Source organism: Dietzia sp. MNB45, assembly GCF_051994785.1.
Taxonomy (GTDB): domain Bacteria; phylum Actinomycetota; class Actinomycetes; order Mycobacteriales; family Mycobacteriaceae; genus Dietzia; species Dietzia kunjamensis.
On record NZ_CP163397.1, the window covers coordinates 3,413,203 to 3,430,169 of the forward strand.

Annotated in this window: 18 protein-coding genes; 8 read left to right on the top strand and 10 right to left on the bottom strand. The window is 71.2% G+C overall.

All coding sequences use genetic code 11. From position 1 onward, the window contains the following. Window positions 1-32: 32 nt before the first annotated feature. Complete coding sequence (locus AB5G72_RS16350) at window positions 33-719, bottom strand: response regulator transcription factor (RefSeq protein WP_096906600.1); 687 nt, start codon at window positions 717-719, stop codon at window positions 33-35. Window positions 720-731: 12 nt separating this feature from the next. Next, entirely contained in the window at window positions 732-1,571 is an 840-nt protein-coding gene (locus AB5G72_RS16355; RefSeq protein ID WP_440220419.1) for a serine O-acetyltransferase, read from the bottom strand. Window positions 1,572-1,655: 84 nt separating this feature from the next. Between AB5G72_RS16355 and AB5G72_RS16360 the strand changes: the two genes are divergently transcribed. Beyond that, a complete protein-coding gene (locus tag AB5G72_RS16360) occupies window positions 1,656-1,979 on the top strand; it encodes a putative quinol monooxygenase (protein WP_069389471.1) in 324 nt (107 codons plus the stop codon). A gap of 24 nt (window positions 1,980-2,003) precedes the next feature. Here the strand turns inward: AB5G72_RS16360 and AB5G72_RS16365 are convergent, their stop codons facing one another. Then, on the bottom strand, window positions 2,004-2,822 hold the full coding sequence (locus tag AB5G72_RS16365) for a DUF1906 domain-containing protein (protein ID WP_271800425.1): 819 nt from the start codon (window positions 2,820-2,822) through the stop codon (window positions 2,004-2,006). Window positions 2,823-2,984: 162 nt separating this feature from the next. Between AB5G72_RS16365 and AB5G72_RS16370 the strand changes: the two genes are divergently transcribed. Next, window positions 2,985-3,899: an SDR family NAD(P)-dependent oxidoreductase gene (locus tag AB5G72_RS16370; RefSeq protein WP_440220420.1), complete on the top strand. Its 915-nt coding sequence runs from the start codon at window positions 2,985-2,987 to the stop codon at window positions 3,897-3,899. Between the two features lie 68 nt (window positions 3,900-3,967). On the opposite strand, the gene dapA is transcribed toward AB5G72_RS16370, so the two are convergent. Next, complete coding sequence (gene dapA, locus AB5G72_RS16375) at window positions 3,968-4,855, bottom strand: 4-hydroxy-tetrahydrodipicolinate synthase (RefSeq protein ID WP_440220421.1); 888 nt, start codon at window positions 4,853-4,855, stop codon at window positions 3,968-3,970. Between the two features lie 126 nt (window positions 4,856-4,981). Here dapA and AB5G72_RS16380 point away from each other — a divergent pair, with 126 nt between their 5' ends. Genes AB5G72_RS16380 through AB5G72_RS16390 form a run of 3 tightly spaced genes read left to right on the top strand, consistent with a single transcriptional unit; the run spans window position 4,982 to window position 7,750 of the window. Then, the gene (locus AB5G72_RS16380; RefSeq protein ID WP_440220422.1) at window positions 4,982-5,326 is read left to right on the top strand and encodes a hypothetical protein; all 345 of its coding nucleotides are present in this window, start codon (window positions 4,982-4,984) and stop codon (window positions 5,324-5,326) included. Window positions 5,327-5,337: 11 nt separating this feature from the next. Next, complete coding sequence (locus AB5G72_RS16385) at window positions 5,338-6,711, top strand: hemolysin family protein (protein ID WP_120285372.1); 1,374 nt, start codon at window positions 5,338-5,340, stop codon at window positions 6,709-6,711. Further along, window positions 6,704-7,750: a hemolysin family protein gene (locus tag AB5G72_RS16390; RefSeq protein WP_440220423.1), complete on the top strand. Its 1,047-nt coding sequence runs from the start codon at window positions 6,704-6,706 to the stop codon at window positions 7,748-7,750. The genes AB5G72_RS16385 and AB5G72_RS16390 overlap by 8 nt, the downstream gene beginning before the upstream one ends. Window positions 7,751-7,798: 48 nt before the next feature. Here AB5G72_RS16390 and AB5G72_RS16395 read toward each other — a convergent pair whose 3' ends face one another. After that, on the bottom strand, window positions 7,799-7,924 hold the full coding sequence (locus AB5G72_RS16395) for a hypothetical protein (RefSeq protein ID WP_256821000.1): 126 nt from the start codon (window positions 7,922-7,924) through the stop codon (window positions 7,799-7,801). A 235-nt stretch (window positions 7,925-8,159) separates the two neighbouring features. Here AB5G72_RS16395 and AB5G72_RS16400 point away from each other — a divergent pair, with 235 nt between their 5' ends. Beyond that, window positions 8,160-8,942 carry a pirin family protein gene (locus AB5G72_RS16400; protein WP_440220424.1) on the top strand — a complete coding sequence of 261 codons (783 nt, stop codon included), beginning with the start codon at window positions 8,160-8,162 and terminating at the stop codon, window positions 8,940-8,942. Here AB5G72_RS16400 and AB5G72_RS16405 read toward each other — a convergent pair. The 4 genes from AB5G72_RS16405 to AB5G72_RS16420 all read right to left on the bottom strand — a co-directional run bounded on the left by AB5G72_RS16405 (window position 8,939) and on the right by AB5G72_RS16420 (window position 14,067). Next, a complete protein-coding gene (locus AB5G72_RS16405; protein ID WP_440220425.1) occupies window positions 8,939-10,672 on the bottom strand; it encodes a BCCT family transporter in 1,734 nt (577 codons plus the stop codon). The two genes, AB5G72_RS16400 and AB5G72_RS16405, sit on opposite strands and share 4 nt — an antisense overlap. Window positions 10,673-10,800: 128 nt before the next feature. Then, entirely contained in the window at window positions 10,801-11,409 is a 609-nt protein-coding gene (locus AB5G72_RS16410; RefSeq protein ID WP_440220426.1) for a CAP domain-containing protein, read from the bottom strand. Window positions 11,410-11,509: 100 nt separating this feature from the next. Then, a complete protein-coding gene (locus tag AB5G72_RS16415; RefSeq protein WP_440220427.1) occupies window positions 11,510-12,469 on the bottom strand; it encodes a diacylglycerol kinase in 960 nt (319 codons plus the stop codon). Continuing rightward, complete coding sequence (locus tag AB5G72_RS16420) at window positions 12,466-14,067, bottom strand: FAD-binding oxidoreductase (RefSeq protein ID WP_440221518.1); 1,602 nt, start codon at window positions 14,065-14,067, stop codon at window positions 12,466-12,468. The genes AB5G72_RS16415 and AB5G72_RS16420 overlap by 4 nt, the downstream gene beginning before the upstream one ends. 155 nt (window positions 14,068-14,222) lie before the next feature. On the opposite strand from AB5G72_RS16420, the gene AB5G72_RS16425 reads away from it, so the two are divergent. After that, window positions 14,223-14,819 carry a TetR/AcrR family transcriptional regulator gene (locus AB5G72_RS16425; protein ID WP_096906590.1) on the top strand — a complete coding sequence of 199 codons (597 nt, stop codon included), beginning with the start codon at window positions 14,223-14,225 and terminating at the stop codon, window positions 14,817-14,819. Continuing rightward, window positions 14,816-16,489, top strand: coding sequence for a glycerol-3-phosphate dehydrogenase/oxidase (locus tag AB5G72_RS16430; protein ID WP_440220428.1), 1,674 nt, complete (start codon window positions 14,816-14,818; stop codon window positions 16,487-16,489). Before AB5G72_RS16425 ends, AB5G72_RS16430 begins: the two co-directional genes overlap by 4 nt. A 61-nt stretch (window positions 16,490-16,550) precedes the next feature. Here the strand turns inward: AB5G72_RS16430 and AB5G72_RS16435 are convergent, their stop codons facing one another. After that, complete coding sequence (locus tag AB5G72_RS16435) at window positions 16,551-16,949, bottom strand: MerR family transcriptional regulator (RefSeq protein WP_206473542.1); 399 nt, start codon at window positions 16,947-16,949, stop codon at window positions 16,551-16,553. Window positions 16,950-16,967: the final 18 nt, after the last annotated feature.

A 16,967-nucleotide genomic window follows, 5' to 3' on the forward strand; every position in this document is an offset into this window, starting at 1 on the left:
CGCGGTGAGGCGTGGGCGGGGTGGCGCCCGGATCAGGGACGGGCCGCGACGCTGTCCACCAGCCGGTAGCCCTGCCCGCGAACGGTCTCGATGGCGCGGGCCCCGAACGGGGCGTCGATCTTGCGTCGGAGGTAGCCGACGTACACCTCGACGATGTTGTCGTCACCGTCGTAGGCGGCGTCCCACACGGCCCGCATGATCTGGACCTTGGACACCACCTGGTTGCGGTGGCGGATGAGGTACTCGAGCACCGCGTACTCGCGCGCGGTCACGGTGATCCGCGTATCCCCGCGGCGGACCTCCCGCGCGGCCGGGTCCACCACGAGGTCGCCGGCCTCGAACGTCGCCGGGCGCTCCGGTGCCCCCCGCCTCACCAGCGCCCGGAGGCGGGCCTCGAGGACGACGAACGAGAACGGCTTGACCAGGTAGTCGTCGGCGCCGAGGTCGAAGGCGTCGGCCTCGTCGTATTCGCCGTCCTTGGCGGTGAGCATGAGCACCGGGGTCCAGACCTCGCGGCGTCTCATCTCGCGGACGACCTCGTACCCGCTGCGCCGCGGCATCATGATGTCCAGCACGACCACGTCGAAATCGTCGGCGCAGGCCATCTCGAGGCCCTCCTCACCGTCGGCGGCGGTCTCCACGGCCCAGCCGCCCGTGACGAGTCCCCGGCGCACGCTCTCGCGCAGCGCCGGCTCGTCGTCGACCACCAGGACCCGCATCGGCGTGTCGTCCTACCCCTCGGCGTCGATCTCCTGGTCCATCCGCTCTGCGGGGACCAGCGAGTCAGCGTGCCGCCGGACCACCTTCGCGGGGACCCCTGCCACGGTGGTGTGGGGCGGGACCTCGTGCAGGACGACCGATCCCGCGGCCACCCTGGAGCAGGCGCCCACCCGGACATTGCCCAACACGATCGATCCGGCGGACAGCAGCACGCCGGAGCCGATCTTGGGGTGGCGGTCGCCGTCCTCGTTGCCGGTGCCGCCGAGGGTGACGCCCTGCAGGATTGACACGCCGTCGCCGATCACGCAGGTCTCGCCCACGACGATCCCGGTGGCGTGGTCGACGAGGATGCCCGAGCCGACACGGGCGGCGGGATGGATGTCCATCGCGAACACCTCGGAGATCCGGCTCTGCAGGAACGACGCCGCCATGACCCGCCCGGAGTTCCACATCTCATGGGCCACGCGGTGCACCTGCAGGCCGAGGAAGCCCTTGGCGAAGAGGTAGGGCACCAGGTAGTTGGGGTACGCCGGGTTGCGCTCGAAACTCACCACGAGGTCGGCCGCGACGGCCTCCAGAACGTGGGGATGCCGCACCAGCACCGCCCGGATCTCCTTCTCCAGCACGTGCCGACCGATCTCGGGGGTCGCGACCCGGGAGGCGGCGAGGCGCGCGAGGGATTCGCCGAGGTCATCACAGCCGTCGATGAGGTCCAGGACCAGTCCCGCGATCAGCGGTTCGTTCCTGCTCGAGGTCGCGTCCAGCGACAGGCGGTTCCAGACGGCGCGGACGGAGGAGTCGGCCTCTGCCCGCGGGACGCACGGGTTCTCGGTGCTCATCTCGATGGTCACCTGATACAGCGTATGCCTGCCCCGGCGATCGGGGCGAGTCGCACCTCCCTCGACGGCCCGCTCCCCACGCGGCAGGATGGGGCCATGATCCTCATCAACGTGCGTTTCGACGTCAAGCCCGAGTTCGCCGAGTCCTGGCTCGAGTTCACCCGCGAGTTCACCGAGGCCACCCGCGCCGAGCCGGGCAATCTCTTCTTCGACTGGTACCGGTCGCCGGAGTCCCCGAACACCTTCCTGCTGTGCGAGGCCTTCCGGGAGGGCGACGCCCCCGCCCAGCACGTGAACTCCGACCACTTCGCCGAGTTCACCGGCTCGGCCGCCCGCTACCTCGAGCGGACCCCGCGGATCATCAACACCACCGCCGAGGGCGAGGAGTGGGGGACGATGGGCGAGATCACCGTCGAGTAGGCGCAGGCCCCGCCAGACGTCGCGTCAGATCGAGCTGCCGAGCGCCGACTGCGCGAGCGCGATCGGGTCGACCGGCCACCACTGGCCGTAGTCGAGTGCGTAGACACGGTTGAGGTCGGACACGACGCCGCCGACGGTGACCTGCTGCCGGACCGGCAGCTGGTGGATCGTCGCGCTCGGGTTGAGGCGCCCACCGGAGCCCCAGTCGTGCTGCCAGAAGTACCGCCCCAGGCCGGTCTGACGGCACCAGTCGATGGTGGGGGCGTTGGCGTACACGCCGAGCTCCATCCCCGCGCCGTGGAGATGGGCGCGCCAGCGCTCGAGGTACGGGCGGATCTGATTGTCGAACTGCCACCGGGTGGGGTTGTCGTCGATCGCCACGTACATCGGCACACCGGACGGTCCACCGGCCTCGCGGTGGATCCGGATCCCGATCGGGGCGTGGCGGTCGCCGCCCGCGGCGCCTTCCTTCCAGTCGGCGGTCTCGGCACGCCCGTACTGGTAGCAGGAGACCATGTTGAGGCCGCTCCGTCGGAAGTCGTCGACCTCGCGACGCAGCAGCGGCTTGCCGGTCATCCAATTGGCGTCGGGGCGGCGGTTGGAGCAGTACCGGACGGCGCCCATGTGGCCGGCCGCGCGGATCGACGCGGCCGCCGGCGGGCCGGAGGCGTAGTCGAGCAGGGTGCCGATCGGGACCCCGACACCCGCTCCCGGCAGTGCACCGAGCCCGGCGGGGATCGAGGACTGGGCACCCACCGCGGGGGTGATGCCCGCGGCGAGGGCGCCCGCCCCGGCGGCGCCGATGCCGGCGCGGCGGAGGAAGGTTCGGCGGTCGAACGTCATGGAGCTACTCCGGGATCTCGAGGAAGGGGCACGCGGGGGCACATGTGACACGTGGGGCTCGCGCACCCGACGAGTGTGTCACAAGGACATCGCGAAGGATATCCCGGCGTTACCACACGGACGGACCACCACAGCGCAGGCACGGCTGGTTGACTGACGTTCATGACTCGCGCGCACAGATGGTCCGCCACCGACATCCCCGACCAGACGGGCCGGACCTTCGTGGTCACGGGCGCCAACGGCGGGATCGGGCTGGCGACCACCGCCGCACTCACGGCCCGGGGCGCCCGGGTCGTCATGGCCTGCAGGAACGAGGAGAAGGCGCAGGAGGCGCGCGCGACGCTCCCCGCCGGTGACCGGGAGCGCGCGCAAGTGCGCCTGCTCGACATGGCGGACCTGGACTCCGTCGACGCGTTCGTGGCGGCCACGGCGGCGGAGGGTGCGCCGGTCGACGTGCTGATCAACAACGCCGGTGTGATGAACATCCCCCACGCCCGCACCGCGCAGGGACACGAGATGCAGTTCGGGGTCAACGTGCTGGCACATCACGCGCTCACCCTGGGACTGGAGCCGCTGCTGACGGACCGGGTCGTGTGGCTGGGCTCGCTCGCCCACCTGCGCGGACGACTCGACACCGACGATCTCGACATGGACGTGCGCGGCTACCGACCCATGGCGGCGTACGCGAACTCCAAGCTGGCGTGCATCATGTTGGGCTACGAGTGGCAGCGCCACTTCGATCGGACCGGCAGCGGGCTGCGGTCGGTCGCCGCCCATCCCGGTTACACGGCGACCGACCTCATCCGTCAGAGCGGCAACCCGCTTGCGGACCGCTTCTTCGAGTTGGGCAACTCCATCACGTGGGCGGGCCTGTCGCCGGAGATGGGTGCGCTGTCCGTGCTGTACGCGGCGACGGTGCCCGGCCTCGCCGGCGGCGAGTTCGTGGGTCCCGATCGCCTCGGGGGCCTGCGCGGGCATCCGAAGCCCGCCGGGTCGGGTCGCCGTTCGCACGACCGGACCACGGCCGCCGCATTGTGGCGGCGGTGCACGGAGATGGCCGCGTTCCAGCGGGCATGACGAGGGTCACGACGGCGAGGTCATCCTCCGGGGAGTGGTGACCGTGGTCGGCCGGTGGCCGGGATGGGTCAGGCGAGCCCGGCCGCGGCCAGCCCGTCGCGCAACTTGGCCCGGTGCTCGGGCGGCCCCTGGAGGAGGGGCATGCGCAGGCGGTCCGAGCCGATGAGGCCGGCCTCCTTCAGCGCCGCCTTGACCTGGATGGCGCCCTGCGAGGTGTGCATGATCGCGTCCACGGCCGGGATGAGGCGGGTGTGGATCTCGCGGGCGCGGGGCAGGTCGCCGGCGTCGACGGCCTCGATCATCGCCCGGTAGTCGTCGCCGGCGACGTGGCCGACGACCGAGACGATGCCGGTGGCACCGAGGGCCAGGAAGGCCAGGTTGAGCACGTCGTCGCCGGAGAACCAGAGCAGGTCCGTCTCCGCCATGAGTCGACTGGCCTCGAACAGGTCACCCTTGGCGTCCTTGACCGCCAGCACCCGGGGGATCTCGGCCATCCGCCGGATGGTGTCCGTGGCCAGGGCGGTGCCCGTGCGGCCGGGGATGTCGTAGGCCATGATCGGGTGGTCGGCGGCCTCGGCGATCATCCGGAAGTGCTCGACGATCCCGTGCTGGGTGGGCTTGTTGTAGTACGGGGTCACCACGAGCAGGGAGTCGGCGCCGCGGGCGACCATCTCGCGCGCCGCGCGCATCGAGTGCTCGGTGTCGTTGGTGCCGCAGCCGGCCATGACCTTCACCCGGTCGCCGACGGCCTCGACGACGGCGGCCACGCTGTCGTAGTCCTCGTCGTCGGTGGTCGTCGCGGACTCGCCGGTCGTGCCGTTGACCAGCAGTCCGTCGTGGCCGTGATCGGCGAGATGGACCGCGAGCCGCTGCAGGCCGTCGAAATCGATCGAGCCGTCGTCATGCATGGGGGTCACCATCGCGGTGATGACCCGACCGAAGGGATTGTCCGACATGCGCACCAGACTAAGCCACGGTGACGCGGTCGGGAGATTCCGACGTGAGGGGTCCCCACGGGACTAGGGTCGTCAGCACCCCGGCGCCGGGGACCGGCGCCCACCACCGAGACCGCGGAGGCGATTGTGACCGACCAGACCCGACCCGACGACCCCGCGCGCATCCCGGAGGAGCCCGCGGAGTCGTTCGGCAACACCATCGACGGATCGGGGGCCGGCGACGGCAGCACCTCCCGGGGCGGGGACGAGGCGGACACCGCCACCGGGTCCGCCGCCACCGAGCCCGCCGCCGACCGGGCCGCCGGGGGCGCGACACCGCACGACTCCGCGGGAGCGGCGAGCTCCGCTGCGACGTCCGGCGCGGGCGGGGACGGCGCTGCCGAGCGCGCCGAGCAGAAGAAGGTGTACCAGACCCCTGAGCAGCCGGATCAGGCCGTGGGCGGCTCGGACGGTACGGCAGACGGCCAGTAGCCGGGCCTGACGTGGCCATCGCCCTGACGCTCACGCTGGCGTTGATACTGCTCATCAGTGCCAACGCCTTGTTCGTGGCCGTCGAGTTCGGGTTCCTCACCGTCAACCGGGACGACGTGCGTGCGGCCGGCTCGGAGGGCGATCGCATCGCCACGACCCTCGACGGGTCCCTGGCCAGGACCTCGACGAACCTGTCGGGGGCCCAGCTGGGCATCACGGTCAGCAGCCTCCTGGCGGGATACCTCACCGGTCCCTCCGTGGGGGAGCTGATCACCGGCGCCCTCGGCGTGTCGGGGATGTCCGAGCCGGCGGCCCGCGGCATCGCGATGACGGTGGCCTTCGTCGTCGTCACCTTCCTCCAGATGGTCTTCGGCGAACTCGTCCCCAAGAACTGGGCCATCGCCGCTCCGATGCGGGTCGCGCGGCTGGTCGTGATCCCCCAGCGGATCTTCATGGCGGTGTTCGGCTGGCTGGTCACGGGCCTCAACACCACCGCCAACGTCGTCCTGCGGCTGCTCGGGTTCACCCCGCAGGAGGAACCCGGCGAGGCACGGTCACCCGAGGAGCTGCGGGCGTCGGCCGCGCGGTCGGGCCGTCAGGGCGCGATGGACCCGCACACGGCCGAGCTGGTGACCCGCTCGATCTCGTTCGGGGAACACCGCGCGGCGGACGTGATGGTGCCCCGTCCGCTGGTCACGTTCCTGCGTGACCACACCGCGCAGGACCTGCTCGACACGGTGGCCGCGACGGGCCGGTCGCGGTTCCCCGTCCTCGGCGCGACCGTCGACGAGGTGGTGGGCGTCGTCCACTACCGGCAGGCGTTGGCCGTGCCTGTCGACGAGCGCGCCCGGACGCCGGTGCGGGAGATCGCCACCGAGGCGACCGTGGTGTCGGAGGTGATGACGCTCGACCCGCTCATGCGGCTGCTCCGTCAGACCGATCTGCAGATGGCCGTGGTGGTGGACGAGTTCGGCGGGACCGCGGGGATCGTCACCCTGGAGGACCTGGTGGAGGAGATCGTCGGCGAGATCGATGACGAGCAGGACCGTGCGTCGCGCACCCACGAGTGGGTCGACGACGACACCGTTCTCGTGGGCGGGATGATGCGGCCCGACGAACTGGGCGCCATCCTGCGACTGGAGATCCCGCCGGTGGAGACGGTGTCCACCCTGTCCGGGCTCCTGTCCGAGGCGGTGGACCGACTCCCCCGGGTCGGCGACGAGACCGAGTTGGACGCGCACGACCACGAGAACCGCGACGACGACGACCTGCCGACGCGGGCGCGTGTGCGCCTGCGGGTGGAATCACTGCGCGCGCACCGGGCCGAGCAGGTGCGCGCCACCGTCCTGCGGGACGAGCCCGAGGCGGTGGACCCGGATGAGTGACGGCGTGGCATTGCTGGTCCTGGTGGCCCTCCTGCTGGGCAACGGGTTCTTCGTCGCCGCGGAGTTCGCGATGGTCTCCGCGCGGCGCGACAACCTGGAGCCGCACGCGGCCGAGGGCAGCACGCGCGCACTGTGGTCGCTGCGCGGCATGGAGAACGTGTCGCTCTCGCTGGCGGCCACGCAGCTCGGCATCACGGCCTGCTCGCTGCTCATCGGCGCGGTCGGCGAACCCGCCATCGCCCATCTCATCGAGCAGCCGCTGGGCTGGTTGGGCGTGTCCACCGGGTTCGCCCACCCGATCGCTCTGGTGATCTCCCTGCTCATCGTCACATTCCTGCACATGGTGCTCGGCGAGATGGTGCCCAAGAACATGGCGATCGCCCGGCCCGCGGCCGCGGCCCTCCTGCTCGGCCCGGTCCTGCGGGTCTTCGTGCTGGTGTTCCTTCCCGCGATCTGCCTGATGAACAAGTCCGCGGACGCGGTGGTGAGGTACGTACTGCGGGTGGAACCGCGTTCCGAGGTGGAGACCACTTTCACGGTGGACCAGATGCACGGGATGGTCGCCGCGGCCGAGGACTCCGGCCTCCTCGACGAGGACGAGACGCTGCTGCTCGAGGGCGCGCTCGAGTTCGATCACATCACCGCCGCCGATGTCCTCCGGCCGATCGCGGAGGTGGACTCGATCGAGGAGGACTGGACCACCGGTGACGTGCAGCAACTGTGCGTGCGGACGGGGCACTCGCGGTTCCCCGTGCGCCGCGGCGGCGCGTACGTCGGCTACGTCCACGTCAAGGACACCCTCGGCGACGACCTGTCCCAGCCTCTGCGCCGGGATCGGATCCGCGAACTGGGGATCGTGCCCGCGGAGACCCCCCTCGACGACGTCCTGGAGGCGATGCAGCGGGCGCGGGCCCACCTCGCGGTCGTCGACGATCGCGAACCCGGCGAACCCGACCCGCGTGGGCTGCTGGTCCTGGAGGACGTCCTCGCCGAACTCGTCGGCGAGGTCAGGGATGCGACGCCCGGAGCCGAGCAGTAGGGCGCCCGAGCAGTAGGGCGCCCGAGTAGCAGAAAGGGCCCCGACGACCTACCGGACCTTGTCGGGGTTGGTGTCGAGCACCCGACCGAGGGTGTTGTCCACGACGATCTGCGCCACCCCGCTGTATGTGGCCACGCCCACCCGCACCGTGGTGGCCAGCGCGTTCTGCAACATCGTGGAACCTCCTGCTAGTCGGTGTGACACCCGTCACTCTACGCTCGTCTGCGGCGGGCCGCTGACAGATAAACAAACTTTCTGGACAGTTGTTCTGAACGATCGCCCGAGCAGTCGACCCGACCCTAAGGTGCCCCCTCCATCGCCGCCACCGAACGCGCGAGAGCGTCATCCCGCCACCGGCCGATGCTATAGTTGATGCGTCATCCACCTCTGGGGAGGGGGCACAGAGCCCATGTCCGACATCCGTATCCACCGGTCCCGGTCGCGCTCACACGACGCCGGCGGGTGGTTGGACTCCCGCCACTCGTTCTCGTTCGGCAACTACCAGGACCCGATGAACACGCACTTCGGCCGCCTGCTGGTGAACAACGACGACCGCATCGCCGCCGGCTCCGGATTCGACACGCACGGCCACCGGGACATGGAGATCGTCACCTGGGTCCTGTCCGGCTCGCTCGTGCACCAGGACTCCGAGGGACACAGCGGGATCATCTACCCCGGACTCGCGCAGCGGATGAGCGCCGGCACGGGAATCCTGCACTCCGAACGCAACGACGCCTGGCGTGACGGCTCGGTCCGCACCGAGGCCGCCCCCGCCGACCCGGTCCACCTCGTCCAGATGTGGGTCGTCCCGGACGAGAACGGCGGGGATCCCGGGTACGAACAGCTCGAGATCGAACCGGCGGAGCTGGAGAACCAGCTCGTCGTCGTCGCCGGAGGGCTACCCACCTACTCGGACCGTGCCGCCATCCGGATCCGCGACCGCACGTCCGCGCTGCACGCAGCGCGGCTGGGACCCGGCCGGTCCGTCCACCTCCCCGACGCGCCCCACCTCCACCTCTACGTGCCCCTGGGCTCGGTGACGCTGGAGGGCGAAGGCCCGATGGACACCGGCGACGCCGCGCGGATGACCGCCGCCGGGGGGCGGCGTGTCACCGCCGGCGACCACGGCGCCGAGATCCTCGCGTGGGAGATGCACGCGGGCATGACGATGCTCGACGTCCGCGGCCACTAGTCCTTCTCGGTTGCCGTCCCCTTGTCGTCGCCGGCCGACAGGGGGGCACCGTCGTCCTGCTCCCCGTCCCCCGGGATGTGGTACAGCGGGTGCACCGGCTCGGGCGAGGGCGCCTCCTCGTGCTTCTCGAGCTCCTCGGCCGAGTAGGCACGGCGCCACTGGCGGGTGATCGTGGGCGGCCTCTCCCCCATGTCATTGCTGATCCCGCGGACCAGGCTGTACATCATGACGAAGCCCATGATGAAGAACGGCAGTCCGACGACGGTGATGACCTCCTGCAGCGCGGTGAGCCCACCCTCGCCGGTACCGGCGAGGATCGTCGCGCCGACCGCTCCCATGAGCACGCCCCAGATGACCCGCTGATGGGTCGGCGAGGGCTCGAAGTCGTCGTCCTTGCCGGAGGCCATCATGTCGACGACCATCGACGCCGAGTCGACGGACGTAGTGAAGAAGACGACGACGAGCAGCACCGCGATACCGGAGAGCAGCGTGGCCAGCGGGTAGTTCGACAGGAACGCGAACAGCGCGCCCGGGATGTCGCCGTCGTCGACCACCGCCTCGGTGAGGCCGCCGGAACCGAAGAGTTCGATGTGGAACGAGGCCATGCCGAAGATGCCGAACCACAACACCGAGAAGCCCACCGGCAGGGCGAGGACGCCGAAGACGAACTGGCGGATCGTGCGGCCGCGGCTGATCCGGGCGATGAAGATGCCCACGAACGGCGACCACGTGATGGTCCACGCCCAGTAGAAGACGGTCCACGTGTTCTGCCACGAGGCCAGGTCGTCGTTGGCAGGAAAGACGTTGTTCCACAGCGCCAGCTCCGGCAGGGTCGACAGGTAGATCCCCAGCGACTCGACGGTGCCCTTGAGCAGGAAGAGGGTGGGCCCGGTCGCCACGACGAAGATCAGCAGCGCGACCGCGACCGCGATGTTGAGGTTGGACAGCCGCTTGATGCCCTTCTCGAGGCCCAGGGCCACGGAGATGCACGCGATGGTGGTGACCACGACGATGACGAGGACCTGGACGACCGGGGACATGGCGATGCCGAACAGCTCGTCCAGGCCGGCGTTGATCTGCAGCGTGCCCAGGCCGACCGACGTCGCCACACCGAACACGGTGCCGACGAGCGCCACGATGTCGATCGTCTTGCCGAGCGGGCCGAAGATCTTGTCGCCCAGCAGCGGCGCGAAGATCGAGCTCACCCGCGGCGGCATCTTGCGCTTGTAGATGAAGTAGGCGAACGCCAGGGCGGGCAGCGCGAAGATCGTCCAGGTGTGCAGGCCGAAGTGGTACAGCGTGAACGCCATCGCCTCGGTGGCCGCGTCCCGGGTGCCGGGTTCGACACCCCCGCGCGGCGGGGTCGCGAAGTGCGAGATGGGCTCCGCCACGCCCCAGAACATGAGGATGGTGCCGATCCCGGCCGCGAACAGCATGCCGAACCAGGTGAGTGTGGAGTGCTCGGGCAGCTCGTCGTCCCCGCCCAGGCGGACGTGACCGAACCGGCTGAGCGCGATCCAGATGAGGAAGCCGAGGAACGCGGTGACACCGAAGATGTAGAACCAACCGAGGTTGGTCATGATCCAGCCGGACGCGGTGCCGAATACGCTGCCCACCCATTCGCCGGCGAAGAACGTCACCACGACGAAGGCGACGATGACCCCGACGGTCGTGAAGAACACCCCCGGATCGGTCTTGAGCCTCAGTGCTCTCAGTATCCGTTCGGACATGGTCTCCCCCGTCGTCTCGGCTCTACCCGGGCGCCGGTGCCGCCGGATCGAGTGGTTCAGTCAGAGTGCTGCTTCTATTAGTGGTCGGGCTTCTACTTGTGGTCGGACTTCTACTTGTGGTCCTGCTTCTAGTACGCGAAGTTGTGTACCACGAATACCTTCCCGCCGCTCGAATAGGCGATTCCCATCCCGGCGGACCGGTAACCGGGATCGAGGAGGTTCTCGTTGTGGCCGGGCGAGTTCTTCCACAGGTCGACGAGGCAGGTCGCGCCGCAGTGGGTCCCGGCGGCGACGATGTTCTCCCCGTAGCCACGGCCGATCAGGGCGGTGTTGTGGACCACCTCGTCGCGGGCGGCGAGACGGTCGGCCCAGGCCTGGGCCTCACGGTCGAGCTCCGGATTCGGTGCCAGCGTCCCGAGTGCGCGGCCGACGCGGTACGAGTCGATCTCGCGGACGATGCCCTCGCGCAGCCCCCCGGTCACCGCCATGCCGGCGACATCCCGGTAGGCCATCTCGCTGGAGCCGACCGCAGCCCACGCCTCGGGAGGCAGTGCGGCCCGCACCTGGGAGACTAGACCGTCCACCTGGGGGACCAGGTGGGCCGGGATCAGGTGCTGCGGGATGAAGGACGGCAGGGTCCGGTCAGCCGTCTGGGCAGAGGCGGTCGCGGCCCCACCCAGAAGGGTGGCGGCGGTGACGGCGATCGTCGCGAGTGACGCGATGGGACTGGTGCGCATGGTGGTGATCATGCCGTCTCGGTGCGCCTGAAGCGAACCGATTGGCCGATGAGGTAACAGGACGGGCGCGGGACGGCGTCAATGCTGTGACCAGCAGATATCAGTGATGCTGGTGTGACTGGAGTGGCTCACGGGGTACGAGGAACCGACCCGCTCCGGGGAGCACCTCGACGGTCACCGGAAGGGGCGCGATGGCGTCCCCGTCGGCGAAGGCCTCGACGTCCGCGGCCTCGAGTCGGACCGTCCGGCACCGCCTCGTCGACACGCCGCGCAGACCCACGTGGGCACCGGAGTAGATCAAGGGGAAGTGCCGCATGAAGCGGAGTTTGGAGATCTTCCCGACGTAGCAGACGTCGAACAACCCGTCGCTCCGGTCGGCGTCGGGTGCGATCTTCATGTCCCCGCCGTAGCTGCGGGTGATTGCGAACGCGCTGAGCAGGACCTCGGTCTCGACGGTGTCCTCGCTCGGCAGCCCGGCGTCGAAGACCATCCGGAAGCGCCGGGGACGGTAGGTCGGGAACTCGATGATCGAGGCGAGGACGTAGCGCAGGGGCCCGCGGAGGAGTCCCATCTCGTTGACCCGCCGGTTGACCCTGGAGTCCAACCCCGCGCACAGCACCGAGGCGAACACCGTTGGTTCCCCGCCGTCCGGGGTGGCCCGGCCGAGGTCGACGGTCTCGACCCGGCCGTCGGCGACGACGTCCGCGGCGGCCTCGGGATCGCCCAGCGGGATGCCGTACTCGCGGGCCAGGTCGTTGCCGGTGCCCGCCGGGATGATGCCCACGGGCACATCGGTGAAGGCCTGCGCCTGCACGGCGATCGAGACCATCCCGTCTCCGCCGCACACCACCAGCGCGTCGGTCCCGTCGGCGACCGCCCGCCGCGCCAACGCGAGAGACTCGGTCGCCCCGCCGCCGGCCAGTCGCGTGACCTGGAGTCCGTGCGCACGCAGCCGGTCGGCGGCCCGGTCCGCCACCTTCTCCCCGCGCCCACCGCCCGCGGCGGGGTTGACCAGTAGCGTGACCGCGCCGATCCGGCGGTCGGACAGCTGCGCGCTCATGGGATGAGTGTGCCCGGGTTGCACACGCCGTGGGGGTCGACGGCGTTCTTCACCGCGCGCAGCATCCGCAGGCCGACCTCGCCGATCTCCGACTCCAGATACGGGCGGTGGTCCACCCCGACCGCGTGGTGGTGGGTGATCGTGCCGCCGGCCGCCACGATCGCCTCGGAGGCCGCCCGCTTCGCCTCGAGCCACTGGGCGACGGGGTCCTGCCCACGCTGACCGGCGACCACGGTGAAGTAGAGGGACGCACCCGTCGGGTAGACGTGGCTGATGTGGCACATGACCAGCGCCGGCGTTCCGGAGGCCTCGAGCGAGGTGGTCAACGCCTCCGTGACCGCGGCCCGCAGTGCTGGCAGTCGGGACCAGTCGGTGGCGGTCTCCAGGGTCTCCACCAGCGCGCCGTTGTCCAGCAGCGCATCGCGCAGGACCGGGGCCCCGAAGCGGCCGTGCTCCCACGACTGCGCGGGCCCCGGGCCCAGCGAGGTGCCGCCGTGGGTGATCAGGACCTCCCGCGTCTCCGCGTGCCGGGACCCGGCATGGGCGGCCGTGCCCTCGAACAGGCAGAGACACAGGCACCCTCCGGAGCGGTCCTCGTCGTCCCCGGCCTGCTCGCCGATCGACTCGGTCGCGGTGGCGAGGTTCACCATCGTCTCCGTCTCGTCGGACAGGCGGATGACCGTCGGGCCCGTCCCCTGCTGCTCGACCGCGCGCAGCGCCGCGGCGCCGGTGGCGAAGTCGGGGAAGCGGAACGCTTCGTGCCGCACCACCTCCGGCACCGGATGGATCCGCACGCGCACCCGGGTGCACACGCCGAACGCACCCTCCGATCCCAGGAGCCACTGCCGCAGGTCCGGTCCGGCGGCCGACGCCGGGGCCCGGCCCGCCTCGATCACGCCGACCGGGGTGACCACCGTCAGCCCGCTGACCATCTCGTCGAAGCGCCCGTACCCGGCGGAGCTCTGTCCCGAGGACCGGGTCATGGCGTAACCGCCCAGCGTGGCGTAGGGGAAGGACTGCGGGAAGTGCCCGAGCGAGAAACCGTGCTCAGCCAGCAGTTCCTCGGCCCGCGGACCCGTGACGCCCGCCCCGAGGACCGCCTCCCCCGACTCGGGGTCGATGGACTCGAGACCGTCGAAATGGGCCAGGTCGACGCTCAGCACGGCCCTGTTCGTCCCGGAGTCCGGGTCCAGGCCGCCGACGACGGAAGTGCCGCCGCCGAAGGGGACGACCGCGACCTTCTCGGAGGTGCACCAGTCCAGGAGGGCGGCCACCTCGTCGTCGTCCCCCGGGGCCACCACCGCATCGGGGCAGTCCACGGCCGGCCTCGTCCGCCACGCCAACAGGTCGGGCGTCGACTTGCCGCGGGCGCGCGGAAGGCGCTGCGCGTCGTCGGCCGAGACGTCGCCGGGGCCCACGATGTCGGCCAGTGCGGCGAGATCGGCATCGGTCAATCGCGACGGCGAGGCGGTCACCGCGGACGGGTCGAACGTCCGCCCGGTCTCCGCGGTCACGCCGAGCACGTCGCGCAGCAGGGCGCGGATGCTCTCGCTCAGCTCCGTGGCCTCGGCGGCCGTCCCCCACCTGGACAGGTCCATCGGCGGTAGCGGCAGGCGGCCGGATCGGTGCTTGTCAGCGGGGTTCACGTCGCTCATACTGGGACACTAGAGCACGATCTGTTCCGCTCACGGGTTTTCGTCCGGTGTCCCGTCACCGACCCGCGCCCCGCGGGACCCGCCGCGAAGGAGGCCCGGTGACCATCTCCGCCCCCTCGCGCCACACCACCCGGGACCGCGCACTCACCGCCGCCCGCGCCGCGATCCTCGAGATCGGCCCCAGTCGCACCACGATGGTCGAGGTCTCGCGCCGATCCGGCGTCGGACGCACCACCCTCTACCGGCACTGGCCGGACATCAGCGCACTGGTCGCCGATCTCCTCACCCGCGAACTCACCGGCGTGGTCGAGCGCGTCGGCCCGGACCTGCTGGAAGGCGCGGTCCACGATGCCGACGAGTTGGCCCGCCTGCTGTGTGCGATGGCCGACGAGGTGCGCACCGACCCCCTGCTCGACGCGCTGCGCCGACACGAGAGCGGCATGCTCGCCGAGTACGTGTTCCGCCGGCTCGGCACGTCCCAGCACCGACTCATCGATTTCCTCCGCGACGTCCTCGCCCGCGCCATCGCGGCCGACGCCCGCCTCGCCGGCCGCGACCCCGACCGCATGGCCACCATGCTCTACCTCGCGGTCCAGGCCGCCGTGCTGTCCGCTCCACTGGCCGACCCGCCGCTCGACGCGGACTCGTGGCGCGCCGAGCTCCACCTGCTCGTGACCGGGTACCTGGGCCTGTGACCGGGCACGCGAAAGCGGACCACGGGCCCACCGCGCGCCCCGGGCCCACCGATGCGAGGGCCCCGTCCACCGCGCTGTCCGCCGGTCGACGCGCGCGCGAGCTCGCCGAGCTGCGCGGCCGCTCCACTCCCGTGGACCTCATCGTGATCGGCGGCGGCATCACGGGCGCGGGGATCGCGCTCGACGCCGCCTCCCGCGGACTCGAGACCGTATTGCTGGAGTCCCACGACCTGGCGTTCGGTACCAGCCGGTGGTCCTCCAAGCTCGCCCACGGCGGGTTGCGCTATCTGGCGACCGGCAACGTCGCGATCGCGCGCCGCTCGGCCGTCGAGCGTGGCATCATGCTCGAGCGCACCGCCCCCCACCTCGTGCGTCCGCTCGCGCAGGTTGTGCCCGTCTACCGCGACACCCAGCCGGTGGGGGCCGTGCTGCCGGGCCTCGGGTTCGTCGCCGGTACCGTGCTCTCCCGTCTCGCCGGGACGCGCGCCGACCGCCTGCCGGGCGCGCGGGTGCTGGGCCCGCGCCGGGTCGCCGAGTACGTGCCGGGCGTGCGCCGCGACGGCCTGCGGTTCGGCCACCTCAACTGGGACTGTCAGCTCGTCGACGACGCCCGCCTGGTCACCGCCGTCGCGCGCACCGCGGCCGGGCACGGGGCCCGGGTGATCACGCGGGCGCGGGTGCTGGAGGCGAGCGGCACGCGGGTCACCGTCCGCGACGAGCTCGGCGCGGGGGTCGCGGGTGGCGCTGTGGTGGGCGGCGCGGCGCGGAGCGACGACGACGACGACGAGTTCACCCTCTCCGCGCGGGCCGTCGTGTCGGCGACCGGCGTGTGGGCCGGCCAGACCACCCCCGGGGTGCGCGTGCGCCCCTCGCGTGGCACCCACCTGGTCCTCGACGCGGCCGCGTTGGGCCATCCCGTCGGCGCCCTCACCGTGCCGGTGCCGGGTGAGACCAACCGCTTCTGCTTTGCCATCCCGGCGGAGTTCGGGCGCCTGCACGTGGGGTTGACCGACGTCGACGCCCCCGGCCCGGTGCCGGACGTGCCGGAGTCGACCGAGGCGGAGATCGACTTCCTGCTGGATGTCGTCAACCGGGCGCTCGAGGTGCGGCTGACCCGCGACGACGTGCTGGGCACCTTCGCGGGCCTGCGCCCCCTGGTCGATTCCGGCGACGGCGACACGGCCGACCTCTCCCGCGATCACGCCCTGCTCACCTCGGACAACGGCCTCGTCACGATCACCGGCGGCAAGCTCACGGAGTACCGGCTCATGGCCGAGCAGGTGGTCGACCTCGTCGCGGGGCGTGCAGGACTCCCCGCCGGTCCGTGCCGGACGGCCGACCTCCCGCTCGTCGGGGCGCCGGGGCATCCCGTGGCCGCGGTGGCGGCCACCTCCGCCGGACTCCTCCCCGCCTCCCTGGTCGCGCGCTACGGCCAGGAGGCCGGCACCGTGGTGGCGGCCAGCCTGCTGGACCGGCCGCTGGAGGCGGTGGCCGAGGGCCTCGACGTCACCCGCGCCGAGTTCTCCTACGCGGTCACCCACGAGGGGGCGCTGACCGTCGACGACGTCCTCGACCGTCGCAGCCGCATCGGGCTGGTGGCCACCGATCGGGCCGCCGCCGAGCCGGTCGCCCGTCAGGCCCTCGCCGCGGGACGGGCCGCCGCGGACTGACTGCCGGTACGCCTTCCGCGCCAGCCGCGACCCGACTGGAGCCGATGGGCGCCGGGAGGCCCTAGTCGAATCTCCTGACCAGCTGCAGGAACTCCGTGCCGTAGTCGAGCTGGGTCTGCAGGTCGCGGTAGCGGGCTTCGGCTTCCGAGCGGATCTCCTCGACCGTCGTCCGGGCCGCGTGCCAGGCGTCGAGCTCGACCGATCCCGAGCCGCGGCCCGCGGAGAGGACGTCCGTCGCCCGGAGGAACTGCCTCATGCGTTCCAACGAGAACCCCAGGGGTTTCATCCGCCGCACCAGGAACAGCCGCTGGACATCCGCATCGGTGTAGAGCCGGAAACCGCCGGCGGTGTGACCGGAGGGCACCACCAGGCCGAGTTCGTCGTAGTGGCGGAGGGTGCGGATCGACAGGCCGGTGATCTCGGCGACCTCGCCGATCTTGCGCACCGCGTCGTCCGACATCGTTCTCCTCGTGGGCTT

Coding starts and splice junctions, on each gene's coding strand:
- AB5G72_RS16350 (WP_096906600.1), bottom strand. CDS start 719: ATGCGGGTCCTGGTGGTCGACGACGAGCCGGCGCTGCGCGAGAGCGTG.
- AB5G72_RS16365 (WP_271800425.1), bottom strand. CDS start 2,822: ATGACGTTCGACCGCCGAACCTTCCTCCGCCGCGCCGGCATCGGCGCC.
- AB5G72_RS16400 (WP_440220424.1), top strand. CDS start 8,160: ATGTCCGACATCCGTATCCACCGGTCCCGGTCGCGCTCACACGACGCC.
- AB5G72_RS16410 (WP_440220426.1), bottom strand. CDS start 11,409: ATGCGCACCAGTCCCATCGCGTCACTCGCGACGATCGCCGTCACCGCC.
- dapA (WP_440220421.1), bottom strand. CDS start 4,855: ATGTCGGACAATCCCTTCGGTCGGGTCATCACCGCGATGGTGACCCCC.
- AB5G72_RS16370 (WP_440220420.1), top strand. CDS start 2,985: ATGACTCGCGCGCACAGATGGTCCGCCACCGACATCCCCGACCAGACG.
- AB5G72_RS16435 (WP_206473542.1), bottom strand. CDS start 16,949: ATGTCGGACGACGCGGTGCGCAAGATCGGCGAGGTCGCCGAGATCACC.
- AB5G72_RS16420 (WP_440221518.1), bottom strand. CDS start 14,067: ATGGACCTGTCCAGGTGGGGGACGGCCGCCGAGGCCACGGAGCTGAGC.
- AB5G72_RS16405 (WP_440220425.1), bottom strand. CDS start 10,672: ATGTCCGAACGGATACTGAGAGCACTGAGGCTCAAGACCGATCCGGGG.
- AB5G72_RS16415 (WP_440220427.1), bottom strand. CDS start 12,469: ATGAGCGCGCAGCTGTCCGACCGCCGGATCGGCGCGGTCACGCTACTG.
- AB5G72_RS16395 (WP_256821000.1), bottom strand. CDS start 7,924: ATGTTGCAGAACGCGCTGGCCACCACGGTGCGGGTGGGCGTGGCCACA.
- AB5G72_RS16390 (WP_440220423.1), top strand. CDS start 6,704: ATGAGTGACGGCGTGGCATTGCTGGTCCTGGTGGCCCTCCTGCTGGGC.
- AB5G72_RS16360 (WP_069389471.1), top strand. CDS start 1,656: ATGATCCTCATCAACGTGCGTTTCGACGTCAAGCCCGAGTTCGCCGAG.